Here is a 20,637-nt window from a genome sequence, read left to right as displayed (position 1 = left end):
GGAGACCTCGCGTCTTTGCCCTGGTACTCAGTTCATGTACCGGTTTTCGCCGGTACGCAGGAACAGGTGCTTGAAGGAGGCGGACTCGTGGCGGCTACCCCACAGAACACCGAGCGCTCGACGGTCGCCGGCGGTGCGAAGCGCAGCCGGACGACGGCGAGCCGGGTGCAGCCGCCGATCGAGCTGCCCGCGAGCGTCGACGAGCTGGCGCGCAAGGCCGCGGCCCTTCTGGGCTGGAACGGCGTTGTGCTGCCCGCGACGACCCTGCTCGGCCGCAAGGTCAGCATCGTCGCGAAGCTCAAGACCGACGTGCACGCGGAGCGCATCGCGATGGGTGTCGGTCCCGTCGCAGATCGCGCCCTCGTCGACACCTGGACCTGGCCAGAGCTGGCCGCGACCGCACCCGCGCCGGCCGCCGAGATCATCGGCGTCCTCGCGGTCGCCCGGCACTGGCGGACCGCGATGGCCTCCGCGGTGCCCTTCTCGCGCTACGGCGAGGCCGCGATGGTGCTCCCATCGCCTGCCGTGCTGACCGACGACTACGTGTCGAACTGTCTGCCGCGCGCCCGCGCCTACGGTCTGGCGGTCGTCACCGCCGACCCGTACGCCACCACCGACCTCGACCTCGACACCCACCACGACCGGGTGCTGCTGCAGGAGGACCCGGTTTCGCGCTGGATCAACGAGATGGCCTACGGCCTGCTGCTGCACGAGGACTCCGACGCTCCAGTTCCCGCCGAGGCGGACTGAAGCACCGGCGTCGGGCCTCGCGCGGCGATAGAGTCGAGGACATGCGAGTCGTCATTGCTGGCGGACACGGCCAGATCGCCCTGCACCTGGAAAAGCTGCTCGCGCAGCGGCACGACGCGCCGGTCGGCATCGTGCGCAACCCCGGCCACGAAGCCGACCTCACCGCGGTTGGCGCCGAGACCGTCGTGCTCGACCTCGAAAAGTCCGATGTGGACGCTGTCGCCAAGGTGCTCGAAGGCGCGGACGCCGCGGTGTTCTCCGCCGGGGCCGGCCCGGGCAGCGGCGAGGGTCGCAAAGACACCGTCGACCGCGGCGCGGCCGTGCTGTTCGCCGACGCTGCCCAGCGCGCTGGCGTCCGCCGGTTCATCCAGGTCGGCTCGATCAACGCGGACAAGGCGGACGACCCCGGCTTCGACCCGGTTTTCGCCGCCTACCTGCGGGCCAAGCGCGCCGCCGAGGAAGACCTCAAGGCCCGTGACCTCGACTGGACGATCCTGCGCCCGGGTCGGCTGACCAACGATTCCGGCACCGGCCAGGTGAAGATCGCGGAGAAGGTCGAGAGTGCGGAGATCCCGCGCGAGGACGTCGCCGCGGTATTGCTGGCGCTGCTCGACACTCCGGCGACGGCCCGGCGCACGCTGGAACTGGTCTCCGGCGACGATTCCATCGCTGACGCGTTGTCCCGGATCTGATGCGCGACATCGCGGTTTTCAGCGGCAGCGCGCATCCCGAACTCGCCGAAGAAATCTGCGTCAACCTGGGCGTTCCGCTGCTTCCGGTGGAGATCGACCGGTTCGCCAACGACTGTCTCCAGGTCCAGCTCCAGGCCAACTGCCGCGAGCGGGACGTCTTCCTGATCCAGCCGCTGGTCAAACCGGTCCAGGAAAACCTGGTCGAGCTGCTGCTGATGCTCGACGCGGCCCGCGGCGCCTCGGCCGCGCGCACCACCGTCGTGATGCCGCACTATTCGTACGCACGCTCGGACAAAAAGGACGCACCGCGAATCTCGATCGGCGGCAGGCTGGTCGCGGACCTGATGGTCACCGCTGGTGCGAACCGCGTGCTCACCATGACGCTGCACTCGCCGCAGGTCCACGGGTTCTTCAGCGTGCCGGTCGACCATCTGCATGCGCTGCACGAGCTGGCCCGGTACTTCCGGCAGTACGACCTTTCGGAAACCACGGTCGTGTCGCCGGATTTGGGCAACGCCAAGGAAGCCGCGCATTTCGCCCGGCTGCTCGGCGCGAAGGTCGCGGCCGGCGCGAAACAGCGGTTCGCCGACGATCGGGTCGAGATCACGTCGGTGATCGGCGAGATCGCCGGCCGCGACATCATCGTGCTGGACGACGAGATCGCGCGCGGCAGCACGGTGCTGGAACTGCTGGACCGGCTGCGGGAGCTGGGTGCGCGGTCGATCCGGGTGGCGTGCACGCACGGGCTGTTCGCCGACGGCGCGCTCAAGCGGATCGGCGGCCAGGAGGACGTGCTGGAGATCGTCTGCACGAACACCGTGCCGGTGCCGGTCGAGGAGCGCACGGAGAAACTGCGGATCCTGTCCATCGCCCCGGCGCTGGCCGAGGCGATGCGGCGAATCCACAATGGAGAGTCGGTCAGTTCGCTGTTCGAACCGAACTGATACCCGAGCTGATCAGACGCTGCCGAGGACCCGGTCGAGGTAGGTGTTGGTGAACGTCCCGGCCGGGTCGCATTCCTTGCGGATCCGCAGGAAATCGTCGAAATGCGGGTAGCGGGTGCGCAGCACGGACGCGTCGAGGTCGTGCATCTTGCCCCAGTGCGGCCGCCCGCCGACCTGGCCCACGAGGTCCTCGAACGCGGCGAAATACTCGCGGTAGGGCATGCCGAGGAACTGGTGGATCGCGATGTACGCGGAATCGCGGCCGTTCGCGGTGGACAGCCAGATGTCGTCCGCCGCGGCCACCCGCACCTCGACCGGGAAGGCCACCGGATTCCGCAGCCGGGACACGACTCCGCGCAGTTCGGCCAGCACGTCGAGCACTGATTCGCGCGGGACCGCGTACTCCGATTCCACGAACCGCACGCCGCGATGGGTGACGAAAACGCGGTGCGAAAGATCGCTGTACTCGCGCGGCGACGACACCTGCGAGGCGAACGCGCCGAGCGGTCGCACCAGCTTCGGCACCGCGCGGCCGAGTCGGCAGAGTCCGCCGAACGCGACGTTCTCGGTGAGTTCGTAGTCGACGAACTGGCGCAGCCGGGACAACGGTTTCCGCTCGGCGTCCCCCGGCAGGCGGTTGTTGCGCTTCACCAACGCCTTGCTGCCGTAGGGAAACCAGTAGAACTCAAAGTGGTCGTTGTTCGCCGCGTTGTCGTCGAAGCCTTCGAGGACCTGCTCCAGCGGCTCCGGACGTTCCTGCGCGGAGAGCACAAAGGACGGTTCACATTGGAGGGTCACCGTACTGATGACGCCAAGCGCGCCAAGGCCGACGCGGGCGGCGTGGAACAGTTCCGGCCGCTCGTCGGCCGAGCAGCGGACCAGCGAACCATCAGCCAGGATCAGTTCCAGCGCGACGATCTGCGTCGAGATTCCGCCGAAGCGCGCACCGGTGCCGTGCGTGCCGGTGGAAATCGCGCCAGCGATCGTCTGTGCGTCGATGTCGCCGAGGTTCGTCATGGCGAGCCCGAGTGCGTCGAGGGCGGCGTTGAGAGTGCGAAGAGTGGTGCCCGAACGGACCATGACCTGCTGGGTTTCGAGGTCGGCGCGTTCGATGCCGGTCCACGCGGTGAGGTCGAGCGCGTCGGAATCGGCGGCGGCGATCGCGGTGAACGAATGCCCGCTGCCCCAGGCGCGGACGCGGTGCCCCGCCTCGGCGACCCCGGCCACGACCTCGGCGATCTCGGCCGCGCTTCGCGGCCGGTGCACCCGTTGCGGGGTGGCCTTGGCCGTCCCGGCCCAGTTGCTCCACGTCATTGCGGCACCTGTTCTTCGCTGGAAGGTTCCCACGATAGATGCCGGAACCGTAAGTGAATAGTATTCGCGTTTCAAGCTTTGTTGTCGTACCGTAAGTGCGTGACCACCTCAGCGCACGGGTACGACCTCGCGACGAAGGACCTGGATCCGCCGCTCGCGATCGTCGACCTGGACGCCTTCGACGCCAACGCCGACGACCTGCTGCGCCGGGCCGCGGGCAAGCCGATCCGGGTGGTCAGCAAGTCCGTGCGCTGCCGTGCGCTGCTGGAGCGAGCGCTCGCGCGAGACGGCTTCGAAGGCCTCATGTGCTACTCCCTCGCCGAGGCCGTTTGGCACGCTGAGCTGGGCACAACCGACGACATCGTGGTCGCGTACCCGACCGCCGACCACGAAGCGCTCCACCGGCTGGCCGCGAGCGAACGTGCTCGCGCGGCGGTCACGATCATGGTCGATTCGACCGAACACCTCGACCTCGTCGACGCCGCGCTCGGCCACGGCCACCCGGACATCCGCGTCTGCCTCGAACTCGACGCGTCGTGGCGGCCGCTGCCCGGCGTCCATGTCGGCACCAGGCGTTCGCCGGTTTTCAAGCCAACGCAGGCGGTCGCAGTCGCTCGCCGGATCGTGACGCGGCCGGGCTTCAAGCTGGTCGGGATGATGGCGTACGAAGGCCAGATCGCCGGACTCGGCGACGCCGCCGGAAAAGGCCTGCAGAACCGGGTGATCGGCTGGATGCAACGCCGTTCCGCGGCCGAACTGGCCCGTCGCCGAAGCGCCGCGGTGCGTGCCGTCCGCGAGGTCGCTGACCTGGAGTTCGTCAACGGCGGCGGCACCGGAAGCATCGAGACCACCGGCGCGGAGAACGTGGTCACCGAGATCGCCGCCGGTTCCGGCTTCCTCGCGCCGACGCTGTTCGACGGCTATTCGCACTTCCAACCGCGCCCGGCCGCGTTGTTCGCGCTGCCGGTGGTGCGCCGCCCGGCCAAGAACGTCGCGACGCTGTACTCCGGCGGATACATCGCCTCCGGCCCGACCGGCCCGTCGCGCGAACCGTCGCCGTATCTGCCGGAAGGCTTGCGCCTGCTGGGTTTCGAGGGTGCCGGCGAGGTGCAGACGCCGGTGACCGGCGAGGCCGCGCGCGCCCTGCGCCTGGGCGACCGGGTCTGGCTGCGGCACGCGAAAGCCGGGGAATTGGCCGAACGCTTCCTGGCCTACCACCTCGTCCGCGGCAGCCAGGTGGAGCGAACCGTCCCGACTTACCGCGGCGAGGGCCAAAACTTCGGCTGAGCCAGTGCTCGCGTTCCTGCGAAAGTCCGTGAGGGGAACCCTGAGGGACTCTGAGTCCCTCAGGGTTCCCCTCACGGACGTCGGCATCGCGCGCCGGGCACCACAGCGGGGAAGCGGTCAGTCGCCGAATTTGCTTGCCAGATAACCCTTCACCACGTGCTTGGCCTCGGCGACGATCCGCTCGTCCCCGTTCGGGTCGCGGCGGAAGGCGAGTTTCAGCAGCGCGTCCGCCGTCTCGTTGGCGATCGCGATGGCGAAGCGGAGTTCGTCGGCGGGACGGTCGACGTGCCCGCGCAGGATTTCGACCAGCGAGTCCGCGATGACCGAGTTGTTGTCGCGGTCGTCGGCCAGCAGCCGGACGTCGATGACGTCTCCGAAGTGGACCTTCGAGAACCCCGGCACCTCGCGGTGCATCCGCAGGTAGATGTCCAGCACCGAGTCGACGATGTTCCACCAGTGCTCGGGGCTCAGCTGCTGCAGCCGCTCGTTCACCGCGGCCACGAACCGTTCCAGGTTCCGCTGCGTCAGCGCCTGCACGACCGCGCGTTTGTCCGGGAAAAACTGGTACAGCGACCCGACCGCGACGCCCGCGCGTTTGGCGATCAGCGTGGTGGTGAGCGCGTCGTAGCCCAGCTCGTCGATGAGCACGGCGCTCGCGTCCAGCATCTGTTCCACCCGCCGGGCGCTGCGTTGCTGAACCGGCTTTCGCCGCAGCGGTGTGGGTTCAGCCTGGGTCTCGGCCACGTCGTTCCTCGGAGTCTCTCGCGATCCACTCATCTGATCTGGGACTTTAGCGCCCCGCGGGGCTTCCCCCGAGACGAGTGACGACCTAACATATGAGAACTTTTCACGTTCACCCGCGAGGGTGTCCGAAGGCAAGGGGTGCTCAGCGTGGACCATCCGACCTTCCCGCCCGGCTTCCTGTGGGGTGTCTCGACCTCGGCGTTCCAGATCGAGGGGGCGACGGCCGAGGGCGGCCGGGGACCGTCCATCTGGGACACGTTCACCGCCACCGAAGGCAAGATCGCCCGGGGCGAGGACGCCAAGGTAGCGGCCGACCACTACCACCGCTACTCCGAGGACATCGCCCTGATGGCGGAACTCGGCGTCGGCGCGTACCGGATGTCGATCGCGTGGCCGCGGATCCAGCCGGACGGCACCGGCAAACCCAATGCGGAAGGACTTGCCTTCTACGACAAGCTGATCGACGAGGTGTGCGCGGCCGGAATCGCCCCGGCGATCACGCTGTACCACTGGGACACGCCGCAGGCGATCGAGGACGCGGGCGGCTGGCGCTCCCGCGACACCGCCTTCCGCTTCGCCGAATACGCCACGATCGTGGGGGAGCATTTCGCCGATCGGGCGAAACTCTGGATCCCGCTCAACGAGCCGATGGTCATGTCGATCTACGGCTACGGCATCGGCGAGTACGCGCCCGGCCAGTTCCTGCTGCTCGACGCGCTCCCCACCGCGCATCACCAGAACCTCGCGCACGGGCTGGCCGTGCAGGCGCTGCGCGCGGCGGGCGCGACCGGCATCGGCACCGCGAACAACCACTCGCCGATCTGGCCCGACCACGACAGCCCCGCCGACCGCGCGGCCGCCGACTGGCTGGACGCGCTGATCAACCGCACCTTCGCCGACCCGATGCTGCTCGGCAGCTACCCCGAACAGGTACACCCGCATCTGCCGGAGAAGTTCGCCGACGACCTGGCCACGATCGCGCAGCCGCTCGACTTCTACGGCGTCAACTACTACGAACCCCAAGGCGTGACGGCTCCCGGCGAGAGCAACCCGCTGCCGTTCGAACTGCGCCCGATCGAGGGTTATCCGATGACCACCAACGATTCGCCGATCGTCCCGCAGGCGCTGCGCGATCTGCTGGTGTCCTTCCACGAGCGCTACCGCGAGCACCTGCCGCCGGTCCAGATCACCGAGAACGGCTGCAGTTTCGCCGACGAACCGGCCGCCGCCGCGAGCGTCCCCGACCCCGAACGCGTCGAATTCCTCGCCAGCCACCTGCAAGCGCTGCGCGAGGCGATGGATGCCGGCGTCGACGTGCGCGGATACTTCGTCTGGTCGCTGCTGGACAACTTCGAATGGTCCAAGGGCTACGCGCCGCGGTTCGGGCTCGTGCACATCGACTACGAGACACAACGCCGCACCCCCAAGGATTCCTTCGCCTGGTACCGGAAGCTGGTCCGCCATGAGTGACACCGCCGCTGCTGTCCCGGACGTCTTCGCCGAGCCGGTCAAGCGCGTCCGCGCCGGGTGGATGACGCTGCTGTTCCTCGCGAACATCGCGCTCTGGCTGGGCGTTTACGCACCGATTCAGGTTCTGCTGCCGCAGCAGGCCGAACTGCTCGACGCCGCGCACAAGGAAACCGTCTTCGGGATCGTGACCGGCATCGGCGCGGCTGTCGCGCTCGTCGCGAACCCGGCGATCGGCCTGCTCTCGGACCGCACCTGCTCGCGGTTCGGCAGGCGGCATCCGTGGACGATCGCGGGCGGCGCGATCGGCGCGGCCGGGCTGCTGGTGCTGGCCGAGGCCCCGAACGTCCTCGTGATGACGATCGGCTGGTGTCTCGTGCAGGCCGGGCTCAACGGCATGCTCGCGACGCTGATGTCCGGCATCGCCGACCGGGTTCCGGTCGGGCAGCGCGCGCAGGTCGGCGGGTTGGTCGGCATCGCGCAGATGCTCGGCACCGTGCTCGGCGCGGTGGTGGTCGTGGTGATGCTCGACCTCGCCGGACTCCCGCTCGGCTACGCCGCTTGCGCCGCGATCGTGCTCGCCGGCGCGGCGGCGTTCGTCCTGCGCACCCCGGACGCACGGCTGCCGGTCGAGTTCCGGCCGAGCGGCCGGATCCGCGAAATCCTCGCCGACCTGTGGGTCTCGCCGAAGCGGCACCCGGACTTCGCGTGGGCGTGGGGCTGCCACTTCATGATCAACCTCGGCAACGCGTTCGGCACGCTCTACCTGCTGTTCTTCCTCAAGGACGCGGTGCATTACCCCGATCCGGACAGCGGGCTGCTGATCATGATGGGGCTGTACGGCGTGGCTTTGGTGATCGGTGCGGTGCTGGCCGGGCACTTCTCGGACAAGTCCGGCAAGCGCAAGCCCTACGTCCTCGGCTCGGCGGCGATCATGGCGTTGGCCGCGTTGCTGCTGGTGATCTGGCAGTCGTGGCCGGTGGCGCTAGTGGCGTCGCCGCTGCTGGGTGTCGGGTTCGGCGTCTACATGGCGGTGGCGCTGGCGATGTTGACGCAGGTGCTGCCCGCGGCGCAGAACCGGGCCAAGGACCTCGGCGTGGTCAACATCGCGAACTCGCTGCCGCAGGTGGTCGCGCCGCTGCTCACGACGCTGATCCTGCACTGGCTGGGCGGGTATCCGGGGCTGTTCGCGGCGTCCGCGGTGGCGACCTTGCTGGCCGGGGTTTTGGTGACGCGGGTCCGGTCGGTGGGTTAGCGCTTGCGTTTGAGCGCGCTCACAGGCTTAGCGTCTTCGGCATGGAGAAGGAAGACGCGCTGACCGAGGCGCTGCGCCTGGCGGTCGACCCGCCGGGCACGGTGTCGGTCGAAGCGCTGCGGGAACTGGCCCGGGACGACGACGCGAACGAGTGGGACATCGCTACCACCGCGGAGCACCTCGGGCTGAACCCGCACACGCTGCGGTACTACGAGCGGATCGGGCTGGTTCAGGTCGCCCGCGACAGCGCCGGACACCGGGTTTACGACGCGGCGTCGGTGCGCCGTCTGGTGTTCCTGACGCGGATGCGCGTCTCGGGCATGCCGATCAGCGACCTGCGCCGCTACGTCGAGCTGATCGAGTCCGGCGCGGAGACCGTGCCCGAACGGCGCGAAATGCTCCTGGAGCATCGCGACACCTTGCGCGCGCAGATCGCTCAGTTGCAGCTTTCCCTCGCCGCCACCGAATACAAGATCGCCACTTACCAGGAAGGCCCCCTGCCGTGACCCAGCACGACATCGACAGCCCGGAAAACCTCGCCCGCCGCAAGAACGGGCTCGAGGTGCTGTCCCGCATCGACGGTCACCAGGGCGAGGCTGTCATCGATTCCCTCGCCGACATCAACCCCGCGCTCGGGCACCACGTGGCCGCGTTCGCCTTCGGCGACATGTACGACCGGCCCGGCCTCGACCCGCGCAGCCGCCAGCTGGTCACCCTCGGCGTGCTGACCGCACTCGGCGGCTGCGAACCGCAGCTGAAGGTGCACATCGGCGCGGCGCTGAACGTCGGGCTCAGCCGCGAGGAAATCACCGAGGCGCTCATGCACTCGGCGGTCTACGCGGGATTCCCGCGATCGCTGAACGCGACCCTCGCCGCGCGCGAGGTGTTCGCCGCCCGGGACGCGGAGGAGACCGTCTGACGTTCGCGGAGCCCGGCGCGGTTCTCTTGCCGCACCGGGCTCCGGCGATCACCAGCCGCGGTTCTTCCTCGCGTCTTCCGCCAACTTGTCGGACTTGGCTTTCGCCTCCGCGGCGGCGTCCTTGACGTCCTGTTTGCTGGGCTCGCCGACGTCGTCCAGGTACTTCTTCTTGGCGGGGTCGTTCCACCCCTCCGGGTCGTACTTCCCGTTTTCGAGGTCGTCCCAGTCCTTTTTGGTCGGCCCGACGCCCTGCTCGCTCCGGTTGCCCCATTCGGTGCGCATCGGGTTTCCGTCGAGCGGCTTGTCCGGCCGCTTCCAGTCCGGATCCGAGTCCTTGTTGATGTCCTTGACCGGGTTGCCCTTGTCGTCGAACCGGTACGGGTGGCCGTCCGGGGCCTTGTTGTACTCGTCGATCGTGGGATGCCGCCCGGACGGCGAGGGCAGATTGTGGAAGCGGTCGATGATGCCGTCCACGTCTTTCTGCGTGTAGTTCTTCGGGTTTTCCTTGAGATCGGTGAATTCGAGGAAGGACTTGTGCCACTGCTCGAATTCTTTCTTGTTTCCGCCGGGCCAGTCGAAGTCCGCGCTGTCGCCGATGTCCCGGGTGGCCCGGTTCATCTCCTTGGGATCGGTGATGCGGTCCGCCTGCTGGCCGATCGGGCGCCAGTTCTTGTCGAGATCCGGGTGGTCCTTGTGCTTGTAGCCGCCGCTCTTGTCTATGGAGTCGCTCGGCCACTTCGGGTTCTCGGTCTTGATGTTGTCGTTCTTGCCCACCTTGATCTTGCCCGCGACCCCGTCTTCGATTTTGTCGATCCGGGTGGAGACGCCGCCGATCCCGGCGTTGGTGTGCTGCGGGCCGAGCGGCAGGTTCTTGGGCTGGTTGTGCAGCTTCGGCAGCTCTTCCTCGCCGTACTTCTTGGTCAGCGCGCTTTGTTTCTCGGTCGGCTGCTCGTGCACCCAGTTCTTCAGGCCGTCGCGCATTTTCTGGAACGAGATGATGTGCCGTTGAGCCACATCGGGACCGGCCTTGTGGAACGGATCGTTTTTGTCACCGGTCTGGTTCTTGCGCGCGTTCTTGGCGTCTGAGTTCCACGCCATCCGGTCCCAGACGTCGTCCTTCTTTTTCTTCGCGTCCGACTTGCCGTCGGAGCCGTCGTCTTTGTCGTCGCGCTTGCGCTTGTTGTCGGCCTTGCCCTTGCCCTTGTCGGCCGAGGCGGAACTCCCGCCGCCGTTGTCGGCGTTGTGCTTGGCCGTCGAGTCCGCGGGCGGCGGGTCCGCGTCCTTGCCTTTGCCCTTGCCCTTGCCGCAGCCCTCGAGGCCGAGCACGTCGGTGGCGGCGAACGGGTCGGGAACGTAATTGCTCGGGTTCGGCCCGCCCTCCAGTCCGAGCGGGTCCTGGCTGATGTACCGCGCGACGGCCGGGTCGTAGTAGCGGAAAACGTTGTAGTGCAAGCCGGATTCGGCGTCGGCGTACTGGCCGGGGAACTGCAGCGGGATGCCGCCGGGCTGGACGCGGCCCCACAGCGAACGGCGTGCGCTCCAGGCGAGTCCGCCGTGCTCGTCGATCAGTTCGGTCGGCGTTCCGATCGCGTCGGTGACCACGGAGGCGAACCGCTCACCGCTGGGGCCGCGTTCGAACTGGGTGACTGGTTCGTCGCTGCCGGGCCTGCGCTCCCAGGTGGTCGTCCGGCGCACTCCGGCCGGATCGGTGTGCTCCTGTTCGATGAGCACGAAGCCGTCCCACACGAACCGGGTCGATTCGGCGACGGAGCCGTCGGCCAGCAGGCGCTCCTTGGCGATCCGGCGGCCGAGCGGGTCGTACCGGTAGCGCCACTGCGCGCCGTCCGGCGTGCGCAGGCCGGTGAGCAGCTCGCCGGTCCAGGAGTACTCCCACACCCGCACGCCGCCCGGGTGCACCTCGCGGTGCCGGATCCGGCGGCCGAGGGCGTCGTAGTCGGCGGACAGGCCGGGGCTGCCCGACCAGGCGGTCAGTTCGCCGGCCGGGTTGTAGCGCAGCTCTTCCGTGCCCGCCGCGGAGGACACCGCGACGACCCGTCCGGCCGGGTCCCGCGTGTAGACGGTCTTCCCGGCAAGGCTGTCCTGCACCGCGGCGAGGCTGCCGTCCGCGTAGTACTCAAGGCCGCGTCGCTGGACCGGCGTTGTTCCACGGGAAACCTGCTGCGCGGTGACCAGCCCGCGAGGGCCGAACGCCTGCTGCAGGGTGCTGATCCCGTCGGTGTCTCGGGCGAGCACCCGGCCCTCGTCGTCCAGCCGATACCGCACGGTGTGCCCAGCCGTCGTCAGCGAAACCGGCCGGTCTTCCTCGTCGAACGCCCACACGCTCTCCGCGCCGGACGGCGTGCGGCGGCGGATGGTCTGGCTTTCCTCGTCGTAGGCGAAGTGCACTTCGACGCCGTCGATCGCCTCGCGGACGACCCGGCCGTACCGATCGCGGTCGAACTCCACCACGGAGTCCGCGGATTCCGCGCGCACGACGTTGCCGACCGGGTCGTAGGCGTAGCGCACGGTGCGATGCGGTGAGCGGATCTCGACCCGGTTGCCGAGCAGGTCGTACTCATTTTCGGTGACTGAACCGTCCGGCTCGGTCACCGCGACGGTCTGTCCGGCCGCGTCGTAGGCGTAGGTCCGGGTCCGGCCGTCGAAATCGGTCTGTGCGACCAGCCTGCCGAGCGGGTCGTAGGTGTAGGTCCAGGTCCGGTTCAGCGGATCGGTCACCGACGTCAGCCGCAACTCGGTGTCGTAGGTGTAGCTCGTACGCGCGCCGGAGGGGTCCACGACCGCGGTGACCACGTCGAACGGGCCGTACTCGCGCTTGGTCGTCCGGCCGAGTTCGTCGACGTGCTCGATTTCGTTGCCCTCGCGGTCGTACCGCCACATCGCACGCTCGCGGCGCACCCCGACGCGCGAAGCGGGTTTGCCGTCGACCGTCCAGCCCAGCTGCACGCGTCCGCCGCCGATCTCGGGTGCGGTGCGCGGCCGGCCGAACTGGTCCAGCTCCTCGTCGGAGACCTCGGCTTCGCCCAGGAAGTCCGGCAGCTCAGGCACGGCGGGCTGGTCGTACCGGCGCTGCCAGATCCGTCCGTTGCCGTGCACCGTGACCGAAGCCAGCTCGACGCCGTCGTGCTCCAGTTCGGCGAGACTCCCGTCGGGACGCGCGATGGTGAGCGGCGTGCCGTCCTCGTCGTAGGTGTACTCGGTGACCCGGCCGAGCGGGTCGACCCGGCGGAGCAGATTGCCGTAGCGGTCCCATTCGGACAGCGTCACGTTGCCCAGCGGATCGGTCTCCCGGACCGGCCGTCCCTCCGCGTTGTACTCGTATTCCGAGACGTGGCCGAGGGAATCGGTGAACCGGGTGAGGCGGGCCTCGGGGTTGAATTCGAAAGCACCGCTGTAGAAACCCTGATCGCCCTCGGTGCGCACGCAGCGGCCTTCGGCGTCGTAGACGTAGCGGTAGGAGACCCCGTTGCGGTCTTCCCAGCTCGTGACCCTGCCGTCGGGATCGTAGGTGTAGCGCATCGCGGTTCCCGAGGAGTTGATGACCTCGGAGAGATGGCCGCGGTAGTTGTAGCGGTAACTGCGCACGACGACGTCCGGAGCCGGACCGGCGCCGATCACCCGCAGTTCGGTGACGCGGTGCCCGTCGGTGCGGAAGCCGACCTGGATCCCGCTGGAATGCGTGAGCAGCGCGGGCGCGCCGGAGTCCGCATAGGACAGTTCGGTCCGCGCACCGTCGGCGTCCTCGATCGAGCGCAGCGGCAATGCCTTGCCCTCGCCGGAAAACCGCATCGTCCGATCCGGACGGACCTGGTCGATGGTGCAGCTGCCGTCGGCGTGCTTGGTCAACGGCCAGCGCGCGCCTTCGGTCGGCAGCACCGGTTCGTCCCCGGCGGGCATCGGGTAGTAGAGGATGACGCCTTCCGGCCCGTAGTACCGGATGTACTCCTCGCCGAACTCCAGCCGCTGGTCCACAGTGGACGCCCAGGTCGAGCCGAACCAGCGCCCGGAGCGATAGGACGACCGATGCGTCCGGCGCATCAGCAGTTCCGGCAGTTCGAGGTCGTAGTCCTCGACGAGCACCTCGCCGGTGGAGATGACGACCGGGTCGGTCAGGCAGGGCGGATCGGCGTCGCCCTCCTGCTTCGCGTTGGACGCCTCGGTCTTGTCCTTCGCCGGGTCGGGCTGCTCGTTCCCGCTGCGTTCGTTCTTGTTCGCACCGCCCTCGGCGCCCCCGTTGCCCTGCGCCTCGTCCTTCGCGGGTTCGCGCGGGGGCGGCTCGTGGTTCCCGCCGCCCTTGTTTTCCGGCGGCGGCCCGTCGTGCGCACCGGAAGTGTTGGTGGACTCGTCCTTGACCGGCGGCGGTTTCTCGCCGCCGCCACCGCCTTTTTCGTTCGGGGTGTCCTTCGCTCCGGAAGGCTTGGTGGAGCCACCGCCGGGAGACTTGATCTCCCTCGGCGTGTGCGTGGCCTCCTTGCCGCCGCCCTTGATGCTCTTCATCGACTTGGCGACGTTCTCGAACAGGCCCTTCGTCTTGGTGAGGAGCTTGCCGAGTTCCTTGAGCGCCTTGGTGAGGTTCTTGACCAGTTCGGCGATCTGCTTGGCGGTCTTCGCCACCAGGTTGACCACCTGCGGCACCACCCAGGCCATCCCGATGCCGAGGGTGAACAGCACCTGCAGCGCCCACGAGATCAGGTGCGCCACGACCTGGGAGATGATGTCGCGCACGAGCATCCGCACCGCGCCGACGACCTCGCCCGCGGTCTTCACGCCGCTGCCCGCGCCCTCGCAGGCCTGAGCGGCCCCTTCGAGAGTCTTGGCGACCTCCTCGGCCTGCTTGCGGTAGGCGTCGGCGCTGGTCCCCTCCCAGGACTCGATGTCCTTTTTGACCTGTGCGGCCAGGTCCTGGGAGACGGAGGAGACCTCTTTGGCGACGTTCTTCCAGGTCTCGGAGTACGCGTGCACCTGGTCCGGGTCCCCGGCCAGTTTGTCCAGTGCTTCCTTGAGCGGCCCGACGTGCTCGATCAGCCAGCCGACGCCCGCGGCGAGGATGGCGCCGAACGGGTCCATCACCGCGGCGAGCGCTTCCATGCCGACCCCGACCGCGCCCATCACGGTCGCCGCCCAGTCGCCGGACTCGATGCCGTCCTTCAGGCCCTTCCCGGCCTCGAGGATCGAGATGCCGGAGATCGCGGAGGTCGAGTCCTGCTTTTCGGCCACCAATGGATTCGACATACCGGCCTTTCTTCACGCTCAACACAAATCTCTTTGGGCGCGCAGCCGAATTCGAACGCACGGACCCCCGCCGCAGGTTACCGAGCCTTCCCGCGCGGTCGCCGGGGCGTTGCGCTTATTTACTCCGGTGGTGCCCGCGCGTGCCACCGGGCGAACGCGGGGCCAGCGGCAAACGCACGAAACCCGCCGCGGCGCTCCGGAACTCGGAGCCGCGCGACGGGTCAGGGAAGTGGAACCGCGGGCCGGTGCCGGTCGGGGGAGGGGAGTGCAACGGCACCGGCCCGCGGAGTTCTGGGTCGCGACCGGGGCGGGGCACCCGGTGCGATGATCTTCAACCTAGCGTCCGATTACTGCGTTCGCTAGGTGTTCTGCCGGACATTTTTCGATTAATCGCGTTAGGGCTAGGGGTGGCCGAGGGTGGTCCGTCTCGCTCGGGGGGACGGACGGACCAGCCCTCGGCCGGGCGAGGATGCCGGGCGATCGAGCCGGTTGGGGCAACCGGGCTCGTCGCGCGCTCGCCAGTCGAACTCGGGTGGGGTGTTCCGCCCGGAAGCACCCCGCCCGAGGAATCAGGCGCTGACCGCGCGCGGCTTCACCAGGGCATGCCTGCCGGTGGTCTCCGCGGGCGATTCGGCTCGCCGGTTCTGGCCGGGCACGGCGGGAACCGCGGCGCGGCGGCGGGCCGGGCGGTGCTCGCCGTTCCCGGCCAGCGCCTGCGGGGCCAGCCCGCCGGCGACCAGGTGCTCGTGCGCCACCTGCCACACCGAGCATGGCGCCTTGCAACGGTGCCAGCGCGTCGAGCAGGTGGGGCAGTCGCCGCGCTCGTCCGGCTCGTGCGCCTGCAGCATCGCGCGCCAGCCCTCGGCCAGCCGGGGCAGTTCCGAGCGGGCGACCGAGACCAGCGACGAGGCGTCGGCGCGTTCGGCCAGGTCGGACAGCATGTCGAGGCGCTCCCACACGGCGTTGCGGAGAACCTGACCGAGAACCTGATCCATGGAGAGACTCACCGTTACCTTTCCGCCATCGTGGCGGCTTCGTTGAGCGCGGCCCGGAGCTGGCCGAGCTGGCCGGACGTGAGGCGGGCGGTCTCCCCGGGAGGGGACACCACGACGACCTCGTCGTCCTCGACGAACACCGTCACGGCGCGCTCGCGGCTGATGAGATCTCCGCATTGCACGCGCCACACGACCTGGCCGCCCTCGAAATGCCGCACGCCCGCGGTACGCGGGTCAGCGGACACCGAGGCGGCGACAGCGGAAGCGACAGTAGGCGGCACCGGACGTGCCGTGGCGATTCCCGGTGCGGCCGGCCGAACGGACCGCACCGCGGTCCCGGCTTGTCCTCCACCGAGCGAATCCACGAACTCCACTGTCCCTCCACGCTTTCTCGTCCCGGGCCGGCGCATCTTGCGAGATGCACCTGTCCCGGCAGATCTGTGTCGTCGGGTCCATCGCTCTCCGTGATCGCTGCGGGTGTGCGGGCGGTGACGGAGATCTGGCAACTACAGTGAAGTGAAACCGGGTGCGAGAGAAGGTTGAAACCGCGTCATAGCGGTGACCGGACCGCGTTCCACGGTAAGCGGTCAACGGAGTTCGGCCCTGCCGATCAACCCCGCTGTCCGCCCGTTTCACAAGGTTCTCGCGTGTGCTTAGGGTGCTGATCAGACGCCCAGGAGACGGTGAGGGGGCGCAATGGCAATGGATGCCAGTGCTGGCAGTGGTTCCGGAGTCTCTCATGCAGACGCCCGGTCAGGCAGTCCGGTTCCGGCCGACGCCTGGGAACAGCCCGAGATGCGGGAGGCGCTCGCCGCCCGCGAGGTCAGCGCCGTGTACCGGCTGTTGCGCAAACACGGAGTATCGCAGCGCCAGATCGCCGCGATGACCGGCCAGTCGCAGTCCGAGGTGTCGGAGATCCTCAAGGGTCGCCAGGTCATGGCCTACGACGTGCTCACGAGAATCGCCGACGGCCTGGGTGTCCCCCGTGGATACATGGGTCTCGCCTATGACGAGACCACGGCGATACGGGTCGTCGGCGCGTCCGACGGCCGGCAGGCTGAGGAGGACGAGTCCGTGAAGCGACGGAGGTTCCTCGCGCACGCCGCCCAGGTCACGATGGGTGCGGCGGTGTTCGGTCCGGAATCCGGCACGTGGTCGGAGGCGCCCGCGCGCACTCCCGCCCCCGGGCGCATCGGGACGACCGACGTGCGCCAGGTCGAGGCGGCGACCAGAGCGTTGCGCGCGCTCGATTACCAGTACGGCGGCGGATTCTGCCGCGACGCGGTCGTCGCGCAGCTGTCCTGGGGACAGCAGATGCTCGACTCCAGCGCGGCCGAGCAGGTGAAGACCCGGCTGTTCACCGCGATCGCCGACCTGCACAGCCTCGCCGGCTGGACGTCGTTCGACACCGGTCTGATGGACTCCGCGCGCGGGCATTTCGCGCAGGCGCTCGACCTGGCCAAACAGGGCGGCGACCACCATCTGGTGGCGAACGTGCTGTACCGGATGGGCCGCGTGTACCTGCACCAGGACGCCGCGAACGACGCGCTGAAACTGTTCCAGCTCGGCCAGATCGCCGCCCAGGAATCCGGCTCCGAGCTGGCCGTCGCGGTGCTCTGCGCCAACGAGGCGTGGGCCTACGCGATGATGGGCAACGAGGAACAGTCGGTGAAGCTGCTCGGCCGGTGCAAGGACGAATTCGCCCGCGCCGACCTGGCCTCGGCCGAATCGTGGGTCAAGTTCTTCAACGAGACCGACGTCTACGCGATGACCGGCACCGTGCACACCGTGCTGGCGATGAAGAACCCCGAGCACACGAAGTACGCGATCCCGGCGCTGAGCCGGGCGGTCGACTCCTACACCGACGACATGGCGCGCAGCAAGGCGTTCATGCTGAGCGCGCTCGCCACGAATCACCTGCTCGAAGGCGATATCGACCACGGCGTGAAGATCGGCGGCAAGGCCATCGAATGCGCGGAAAGCATCAAATCCGCGCGGGTCAAGGACCGGATGCGGCCCCTGCAGGCGGAGGCCGAGCGGCGGCGCAACAACCCCGACGCCCGTGACCTCGCCGACCGGCTCAAGATCTTCTACGCGGCCTGAGCCGACCGGATTCGCTTTGCCCGAAGGCAGGTTCACCCCTGCGAAACTGCGCCGGGTGCTCGTCGCCACGTGTGCTCGGCTGGGCCTCGACCCGGCGGGCGCGCGGCTGCTGCGGTTCACCAACAACGCGGTGTTCGCGCTGAACGGGGCACCGGTCGTCGTGCGGATCGTCGGCTCCACCAAACTGCGCCACCGCGTCGGCACGGTCGTGCGCGTGGCCGAGCATTTCGCCCGGCACGACGTGCCCGCGGTCCGGCTGCTGACCGGGGTCGAGCAACCGCTTGACGTGCACGGACATCTGGTCACCGTCTGGGATTTAGTGCCGTTCGCCGGGCCGCCGCCGACGCCTGCCGACCTGGCCGGGCTGCTGCGCCGGGTGCACGCCCTGCATCCGCCGGACGGCCTGCCCGAATGGGAGCCGCTGCGCTCGATCGAGGCCCGGGTCGCCGACGCCGAGGAACTCGCCGACGCCGATCAGCGGTTCCTGCTGGAGCGCTGCGCCGAGGTGCGGGACCGGCTCGACACCCTGGATTTCCCGCTGGCCAGGGGATTCGTGCACGGCGACGCGCATCCGGGCAACGTGCTGCCCGGCCCGGACGGCCCGGTGCTGTGCGATTTCGATTCCTCGTGCGTCGGCCCGCCGGAATGGGATCTGACGCCGCTCGCCGTCGGCCGCGAACGGTTCGGTGACCCGCCTGCCCGGTATGCGGAGTTCGCCGCGGCCTACGGATTCGATGTGACGGCCTGGCCGGGGTTTTCGGTGCTCCGGGCGGTGCGGGAGCTGAAACTGACGACGAGCGTGCTGCCGATTCTGCGCAGTCATCCGCCGGTGCGGGCTGAACTGCGGCGTCGGCTGGCGGACCTTCGCGCGGGCCGGACGGCCACGGCGTGGACGAGGTACCGCTAAGCGGGATTCTGCACGTGCATTCGCCGACTGCAGATGACCGTTCGCCGCTTTCCGTCGATGGCTGACAAGGTATCGCTGCGCAGCGAGAATTCGGTCCGGCAGGTCGCCCCAGACAGCGTACTGCTAGTCCCATTGTGCAAGTTGCGGCTACCCGCCGTCACCTTAGCCCGTCAGGACACCGCGACCGGGGCCCGGGTCAACACCACGGCGAACCCGAAAGCCAGCCCCATCACGGTCAGTTCCAGCGTGGCCCACGACGCGAGCGCCGTCCGCTGGTGTCGCACGATGCGCGGCATCAGCCGCCACCGCAAGTTGGCGGCCAGCAGCGCGATCGCGCCGGTGCACAGCAGCTTCAGCAGCATCAGCTGGCCGTAGGGCGTGGTGAACACGCCTGCCCAGAAACCGATCGTGGGGTTGGCCAGGATTTCCACGATGCCGTTGAACAGACCGGTCACCGCGGACAGCACCAGGCACAGCGTCGCCAGTTTCGAGAATCGCGGCAGCGCGTGCGCGAGCAGCGTCCGGTTGGCGGCGAGGAGCACGATCATCGCGCCGAGGCCGCCGCACCAGGCGACCGCGCTCATCACGTGCAGCTCCATCGAGATCATCGTGTAGTCGTGATACGCCCAGTTCGACGCGTGGCCGGTGACCGGCAGCGGCAGCAGCGCGAACATTCCCAGGCCGACCCGCACCTCTGCGGGCACCTTCTCGCCCTTGCGCAGCGCGACAAAGCCGAGCGCGGCGTGCAGCAGCGCGAGCACCGCCACGATCACCAGCGCCTTCCCCGCGCCGACCTCGGCGATGTAGCTGCCGATGTCGCCGCCGGTCAGCATCTTCTTGCCCGGCTTGTACTCCGCCGTCTGCAGGATCAGCGCGACCACCGCGGTCGCCGCCCAGATCAGCGCGGCGGCGACGGCGGCGGGACGAGCCCGGCGCATGACCGGTTCGGTGAGCTTCGGCCGGTCGTAGCCGACCAGCACGGACAACAGGGCCAGCCCGATCGTCGCGACCGCCGACAGGTCCAGCAGCACGCGCACGATCGGGATGGCCGCCGAGACCACCTCGCTGGGTTCCACCACGCCCGGAATGGGCGAGGATGCGGTGAGCGCGATGCCGATCAGCGCGCCCAGCAGTCCCGCGACGACCACGCAGGCGAGCGTGGCCCAGCGAACCGCGGAGGTGGTCTCGGCTCGCGTCACTGGTCCGCCTTGTCCGATCCGGGGTCGCGGCCGGTGCGCAACGCGACGGTGAGGCCGATCGCGAGCAGCACCACCGCACCGGCGATCCACACCCAGATCGGCACGCCGCTCGACGAGGAAGCCGCTGGAGCCGACTGGGCCGGAGCCCCGGCCGCCTTGGCCGCGTCGCCCTTGGCAGGGGTGCCGTTGCCCGCGGTGGTGAGGGTGAACGGGATCTCGCCGGACACCGGGTGCCCGTCGGCGGAGAGGACCCGGTAGCCGACGGTGTACTTGCCCGCCGGGCCGAGCGGTCGCAGCGGCGCGCTGAGCACGTTGTTCTCCACCGTCACCGGGCCCTCGGCCCACTGGCTGCCGTCCGGGCCGGTTACCGCGATCTGGTTGACGTCGGCGTTCTGCACGTACTGGTCGAACGTGAGCGTGACCTTCGCCGGGCCCTTGGCGACGGACGCGCCGTTGGCCGGGTCGGAGTTGATCAGCACGTTGTGCGCCAGCGCCGGGGTGGCCGTGCCGAGCAGGGCCACCCCGGAAATCGCCAGCGCGAGGAGCGCTTTACGCATTACTTGGTTCCTTCGGTCTTTCCGGCGGCCGGGCGACGGGAACGCAGCACCGCGCCCGCGCCGACGCCGAGCCCGAGCGCGCCGACCACGAGGCCGGCCCCGCCGAGCCAGCGCGCCGTGTTGTCCGACGACGACGCGGCTTCGGCGTTGTCACCGGCGGCAGTGGGCTGCGCGTGGCCGCCGTGCTCCGAGGATTCGGCGGCGGCGAGTTTGATGGTCGGGGCGGGGTGCTCCGGCTCCTCGCCGCTGGGCGG

17 protein-coding genes and 1 pseudogene are annotated in these 20,637 nt (G+C 69.1%); 10 read left to right on the top strand and 8 right to left on the bottom strand.

What is annotated here, in order from left to right; translation table 11 throughout:
- Nucleotides 1-87 precede the first annotated feature (87 nt).
- From D0D37_RS37530 to D0D37_RS37520, 3 genes are read left to right on the top strand one after another with little or no spacing between them, the layout of a single operon-like run.
- Complete coding sequence (locus tag D0D37_RS37530) at nucleotides 88-750, top strand: hypothetical protein (protein WP_116205329.1); 663 nt, start codon at nucleotides 88-90, stop codon at nucleotides 748-750.
- Nucleotides 751-791: 41 nt separating this feature from the next.
- Nucleotides 792-1,442: an SDR family oxidoreductase gene (locus tag D0D37_RS37525; protein WP_116205328.1), complete on the top strand. Its 651-nt coding sequence runs from the start codon at nucleotides 792-794 to the stop codon at nucleotides 1,440-1,442.
- Complete coding sequence (locus D0D37_RS37520) at nucleotides 1,442-2,386, top strand: ribose-phosphate diphosphokinase (protein WP_116205327.1); 945 nt, start codon at nucleotides 1,442-1,444, stop codon at nucleotides 2,384-2,386. The genes D0D37_RS37525 and D0D37_RS37520 overlap by 1 nt, the downstream gene beginning before the upstream one ends.
- A gap of 12 nt (nucleotides 2,387-2,398) precedes the next feature.
- Here D0D37_RS37520 and D0D37_RS37515 read toward each other — a convergent pair whose 3' ends face one another.
- Complete coding sequence (locus tag D0D37_RS37515; RefSeq protein ID WP_116205326.1) at nucleotides 2,399-3,700, bottom strand: D-arabinono-1,4-lactone oxidase; 1,302 nt, start codon at nucleotides 3,698-3,700, stop codon at nucleotides 2,399-2,401.
- Nucleotides 3,701-3,799: 99 nt separating this feature from the next.
- Here D0D37_RS37515 and D0D37_RS37510 point away from each other — a divergent pair, with 99 nt between their 5' ends.
- Nucleotides 3,800-4,987 (top strand): amino acid deaminase/aldolase, encoded by a 1,188-nt coding sequence (locus D0D37_RS37510; RefSeq protein ID WP_116205325.1) that lies wholly within the window; start codon nucleotides 3,800-3,802, stop codon nucleotides 4,985-4,987.
- 117 nt (nucleotides 4,988-5,104) lie between these two features.
- On the opposite strand, the gene D0D37_RS37505 is transcribed toward D0D37_RS37510, so the two are convergent.
- Nucleotides 5,105-5,764 (bottom strand): TetR/AcrR family transcriptional regulator, encoded by a 660-nt coding sequence (locus D0D37_RS37505; protein WP_116205324.1) that lies wholly within the window; start codon nucleotides 5,762-5,764, stop codon nucleotides 5,105-5,107.
- 114 nt (nucleotides 5,765-5,878) lie between these two features.
- On the opposite strand from D0D37_RS37505, the gene D0D37_RS37500 reads away from it, so the two are divergent.
- The 4 genes from D0D37_RS37500 to D0D37_RS37485 are packed head-to-tail and all read left to right on the top strand — an operon-like array spanning nucleotide 5,879 to nucleotide 9,372.
- Nucleotides 5,879-7,201, top strand: coding sequence for a GH1 family beta-glucosidase (locus tag D0D37_RS37500; RefSeq protein ID WP_116205337.1), 1,323 nt, complete (start codon nucleotides 5,879-5,881; stop codon nucleotides 7,199-7,201).
- Nucleotides 7,194-8,453, top strand: a complete 1,260-nt coding sequence (locus D0D37_RS37495) for an MFS transporter (protein ID WP_116205323.1) — start codon at nucleotides 7,194-7,196, stop codon at nucleotides 8,451-8,453. The genes D0D37_RS37500 and D0D37_RS37495 overlap by 8 nt, the downstream gene beginning before the upstream one ends.
- Nucleotides 8,454-8,494: 41 nt before the next feature.
- Nucleotides 8,495-8,959, top strand: a complete 465-nt coding sequence (locus D0D37_RS37490; RefSeq protein ID WP_116205322.1) for a MerR family transcriptional regulator — start codon at nucleotides 8,495-8,497, stop codon at nucleotides 8,957-8,959.
- Nucleotides 8,956-9,372: a carboxymuconolactone decarboxylase family protein gene (locus D0D37_RS37485; RefSeq protein ID WP_116205321.1), complete on the top strand. Its 417-nt coding sequence runs from the start codon at nucleotides 8,956-8,958 to the stop codon at nucleotides 9,370-9,372. The genes D0D37_RS37490 and D0D37_RS37485 overlap by 4 nt, the downstream gene beginning before the upstream one ends.
- Before the next feature lie 48 nt (nucleotides 9,373-9,420).
- On the opposite strand, the gene D0D37_RS37480 is transcribed toward D0D37_RS37485, so the two are convergent.
- The 3 genes from D0D37_RS37480 to D0D37_RS37470 form a co-directional block, all read right to left on the bottom strand.
- Complete coding sequence (locus D0D37_RS37480; RefSeq protein ID WP_116205320.1) at nucleotides 9,421-14,622, bottom strand: RHS repeat-associated core domain-containing protein; 5,202 nt, start codon at nucleotides 14,620-14,622, stop codon at nucleotides 9,421-9,423.
- Between the two features lie 569 nt (nucleotides 14,623-15,191).
- Nucleotides 15,192-15,617, bottom strand: coding sequence for a hypothetical protein (locus D0D37_RS37475; protein ID WP_116205319.1), 426 nt, complete (start codon nucleotides 15,615-15,617; stop codon nucleotides 15,192-15,194).
- Between the two features lie 14 nt (nucleotides 15,618-15,631).
- The gene (locus tag D0D37_RS37470; RefSeq protein WP_116205318.1) at nucleotides 15,632-15,991 is read right to left on the bottom strand and encodes a hypothetical protein; all 360 of its coding nucleotides are present in this window, start codon (nucleotides 15,989-15,991) and stop codon (nucleotides 15,632-15,634) included.
- A 328-nt stretch (nucleotides 15,992-16,319) separates the two neighbouring features.
- Between D0D37_RS37470 and D0D37_RS37465 the strand changes: the two genes are divergently transcribed.
- Together D0D37_RS37465 and D0D37_RS37460 are read left to right on the top strand one after the other, a co-directional pair.
- Nucleotides 16,320-17,720, top strand: coding sequence for a helix-turn-helix transcriptional regulator (locus tag D0D37_RS37465; protein WP_116205317.1), 1,401 nt, complete (start codon nucleotides 16,320-16,322; stop codon nucleotides 17,718-17,720).
- Between the two features lie 16 nt (nucleotides 17,721-17,736).
- Nucleotides 17,737-18,627 (top strand): phosphotransferase enzyme family protein, encoded by an 891-nt coding sequence (locus tag D0D37_RS37460; RefSeq protein ID WP_116205316.1) that lies wholly within the window; start codon nucleotides 17,737-17,739, stop codon nucleotides 18,625-18,627.
- A gap of 170 nt (nucleotides 18,628-18,797) precedes the next feature.
- Here the strand turns inward: D0D37_RS37460 and D0D37_RS37455 are convergent, their stop codons facing one another.
- The 3 genes and pseudogenes from D0D37_RS37455 to D0D37_RS37445 all read right to left on the bottom strand — a co-directional run.
- A complete protein-coding gene (locus tag D0D37_RS37455; protein WP_116205315.1) occupies nucleotides 18,798-19,826 on the bottom strand; it encodes a copper resistance D family protein in 1,029 nt (342 codons plus the stop codon).
- A complete protein-coding gene (locus D0D37_RS37450; RefSeq protein WP_162834664.1) occupies nucleotides 19,823-20,383 on the bottom strand; it encodes a copper resistance CopC family protein in 561 nt (186 codons plus the stop codon). The genes D0D37_RS37455 and D0D37_RS37450 overlap by 4 nt, the downstream gene beginning before the upstream one ends.
- Nucleotides 20,383-20,637: pseudogene (locus tag D0D37_RS37445) on the bottom strand (nuclear export factor GLE1); the annotation flags it as partial. The pseudogene D0D37_RS37445 and the gene D0D37_RS37450, both read right to left, overlap by 1 nt.

Source organism: Amycolatopsis circi, assembly GCF_003385235.1.
Lineage (GTDB): Bacteria > Actinomycetota > Actinomycetes > Mycobacteriales > Pseudonocardiaceae > Amycolatopsis > Amycolatopsis circi.
The sequence above is the reverse complement of the archived record's forward strand: the minus strand, read 5'-3'. Positions and strand labels throughout refer to the sequence as shown.

What these genes read in the sequence shown, in the direction of transcription:
- D0D37_RS37505 (WP_116205324.1), bottom strand. Translation starts at nt 5,764, where the DNA reads ATGAGTGGATCGCGAGAGACTCCGAGGAACGACGTGGCCGAGACCCAG.
- D0D37_RS37475 (WP_116205319.1), bottom strand. Translation starts at nt 15,617, where the DNA reads ATGGATCAGGTTCTCGGTCAGGTTCTCCGCAACGCCGTGTGGGAGCGC.
- D0D37_RS37490 (WP_116205322.1), top strand. Translation starts at nt 8,495, where the DNA reads ATGGAGAAGGAAGACGCGCTGACCGAGGCGCTGCGCCTGGCGGTCGAC.
- D0D37_RS37520 (WP_116205327.1), top strand. Translation starts at nt 1,442, where the DNA reads ATGCGCGACATCGCGGTTTTCAGCGGCAGCGCGCATCCCGAACTCGCC.
- D0D37_RS37450 (WP_162834664.1), bottom strand. Translation starts at nt 20,383, where the DNA reads ATGCGTAAAGCGCTCCTCGCGCTGGCGATTTCCGGGGTGGCCCTGCTC.
- D0D37_RS37480 (WP_116205320.1), bottom strand. Translation starts at nt 14,622, where the DNA reads ATGTCGAATCCATTGGTGGCCGAAAAGCAGGACTCGACCTCCGCGATC.
- D0D37_RS37515 (WP_116205326.1), bottom strand. Translation starts at nt 3,700, where the DNA reads ATGACGTGGAGCAACTGGGCCGGGACGGCCAAGGCCACCCCGCAACGG.
- D0D37_RS37525 (WP_116205328.1), top strand. Translation starts at nt 792, where the DNA reads ATGCGAGTCGTCATTGCTGGCGGACACGGCCAGATCGCCCTGCACCTG.
- D0D37_RS37495 (WP_116205323.1), top strand. Translation starts at nt 7,194, where the DNA reads ATGAGTGACACCGCCGCTGCTGTCCCGGACGTCTTCGCCGAGCCGGTC.
- D0D37_RS37465 (WP_116205317.1), top strand. Translation starts at nt 16,320, where the DNA reads ATGGATGCCAGTGCTGGCAGTGGTTCCGGAGTCTCTCATGCAGACGCC.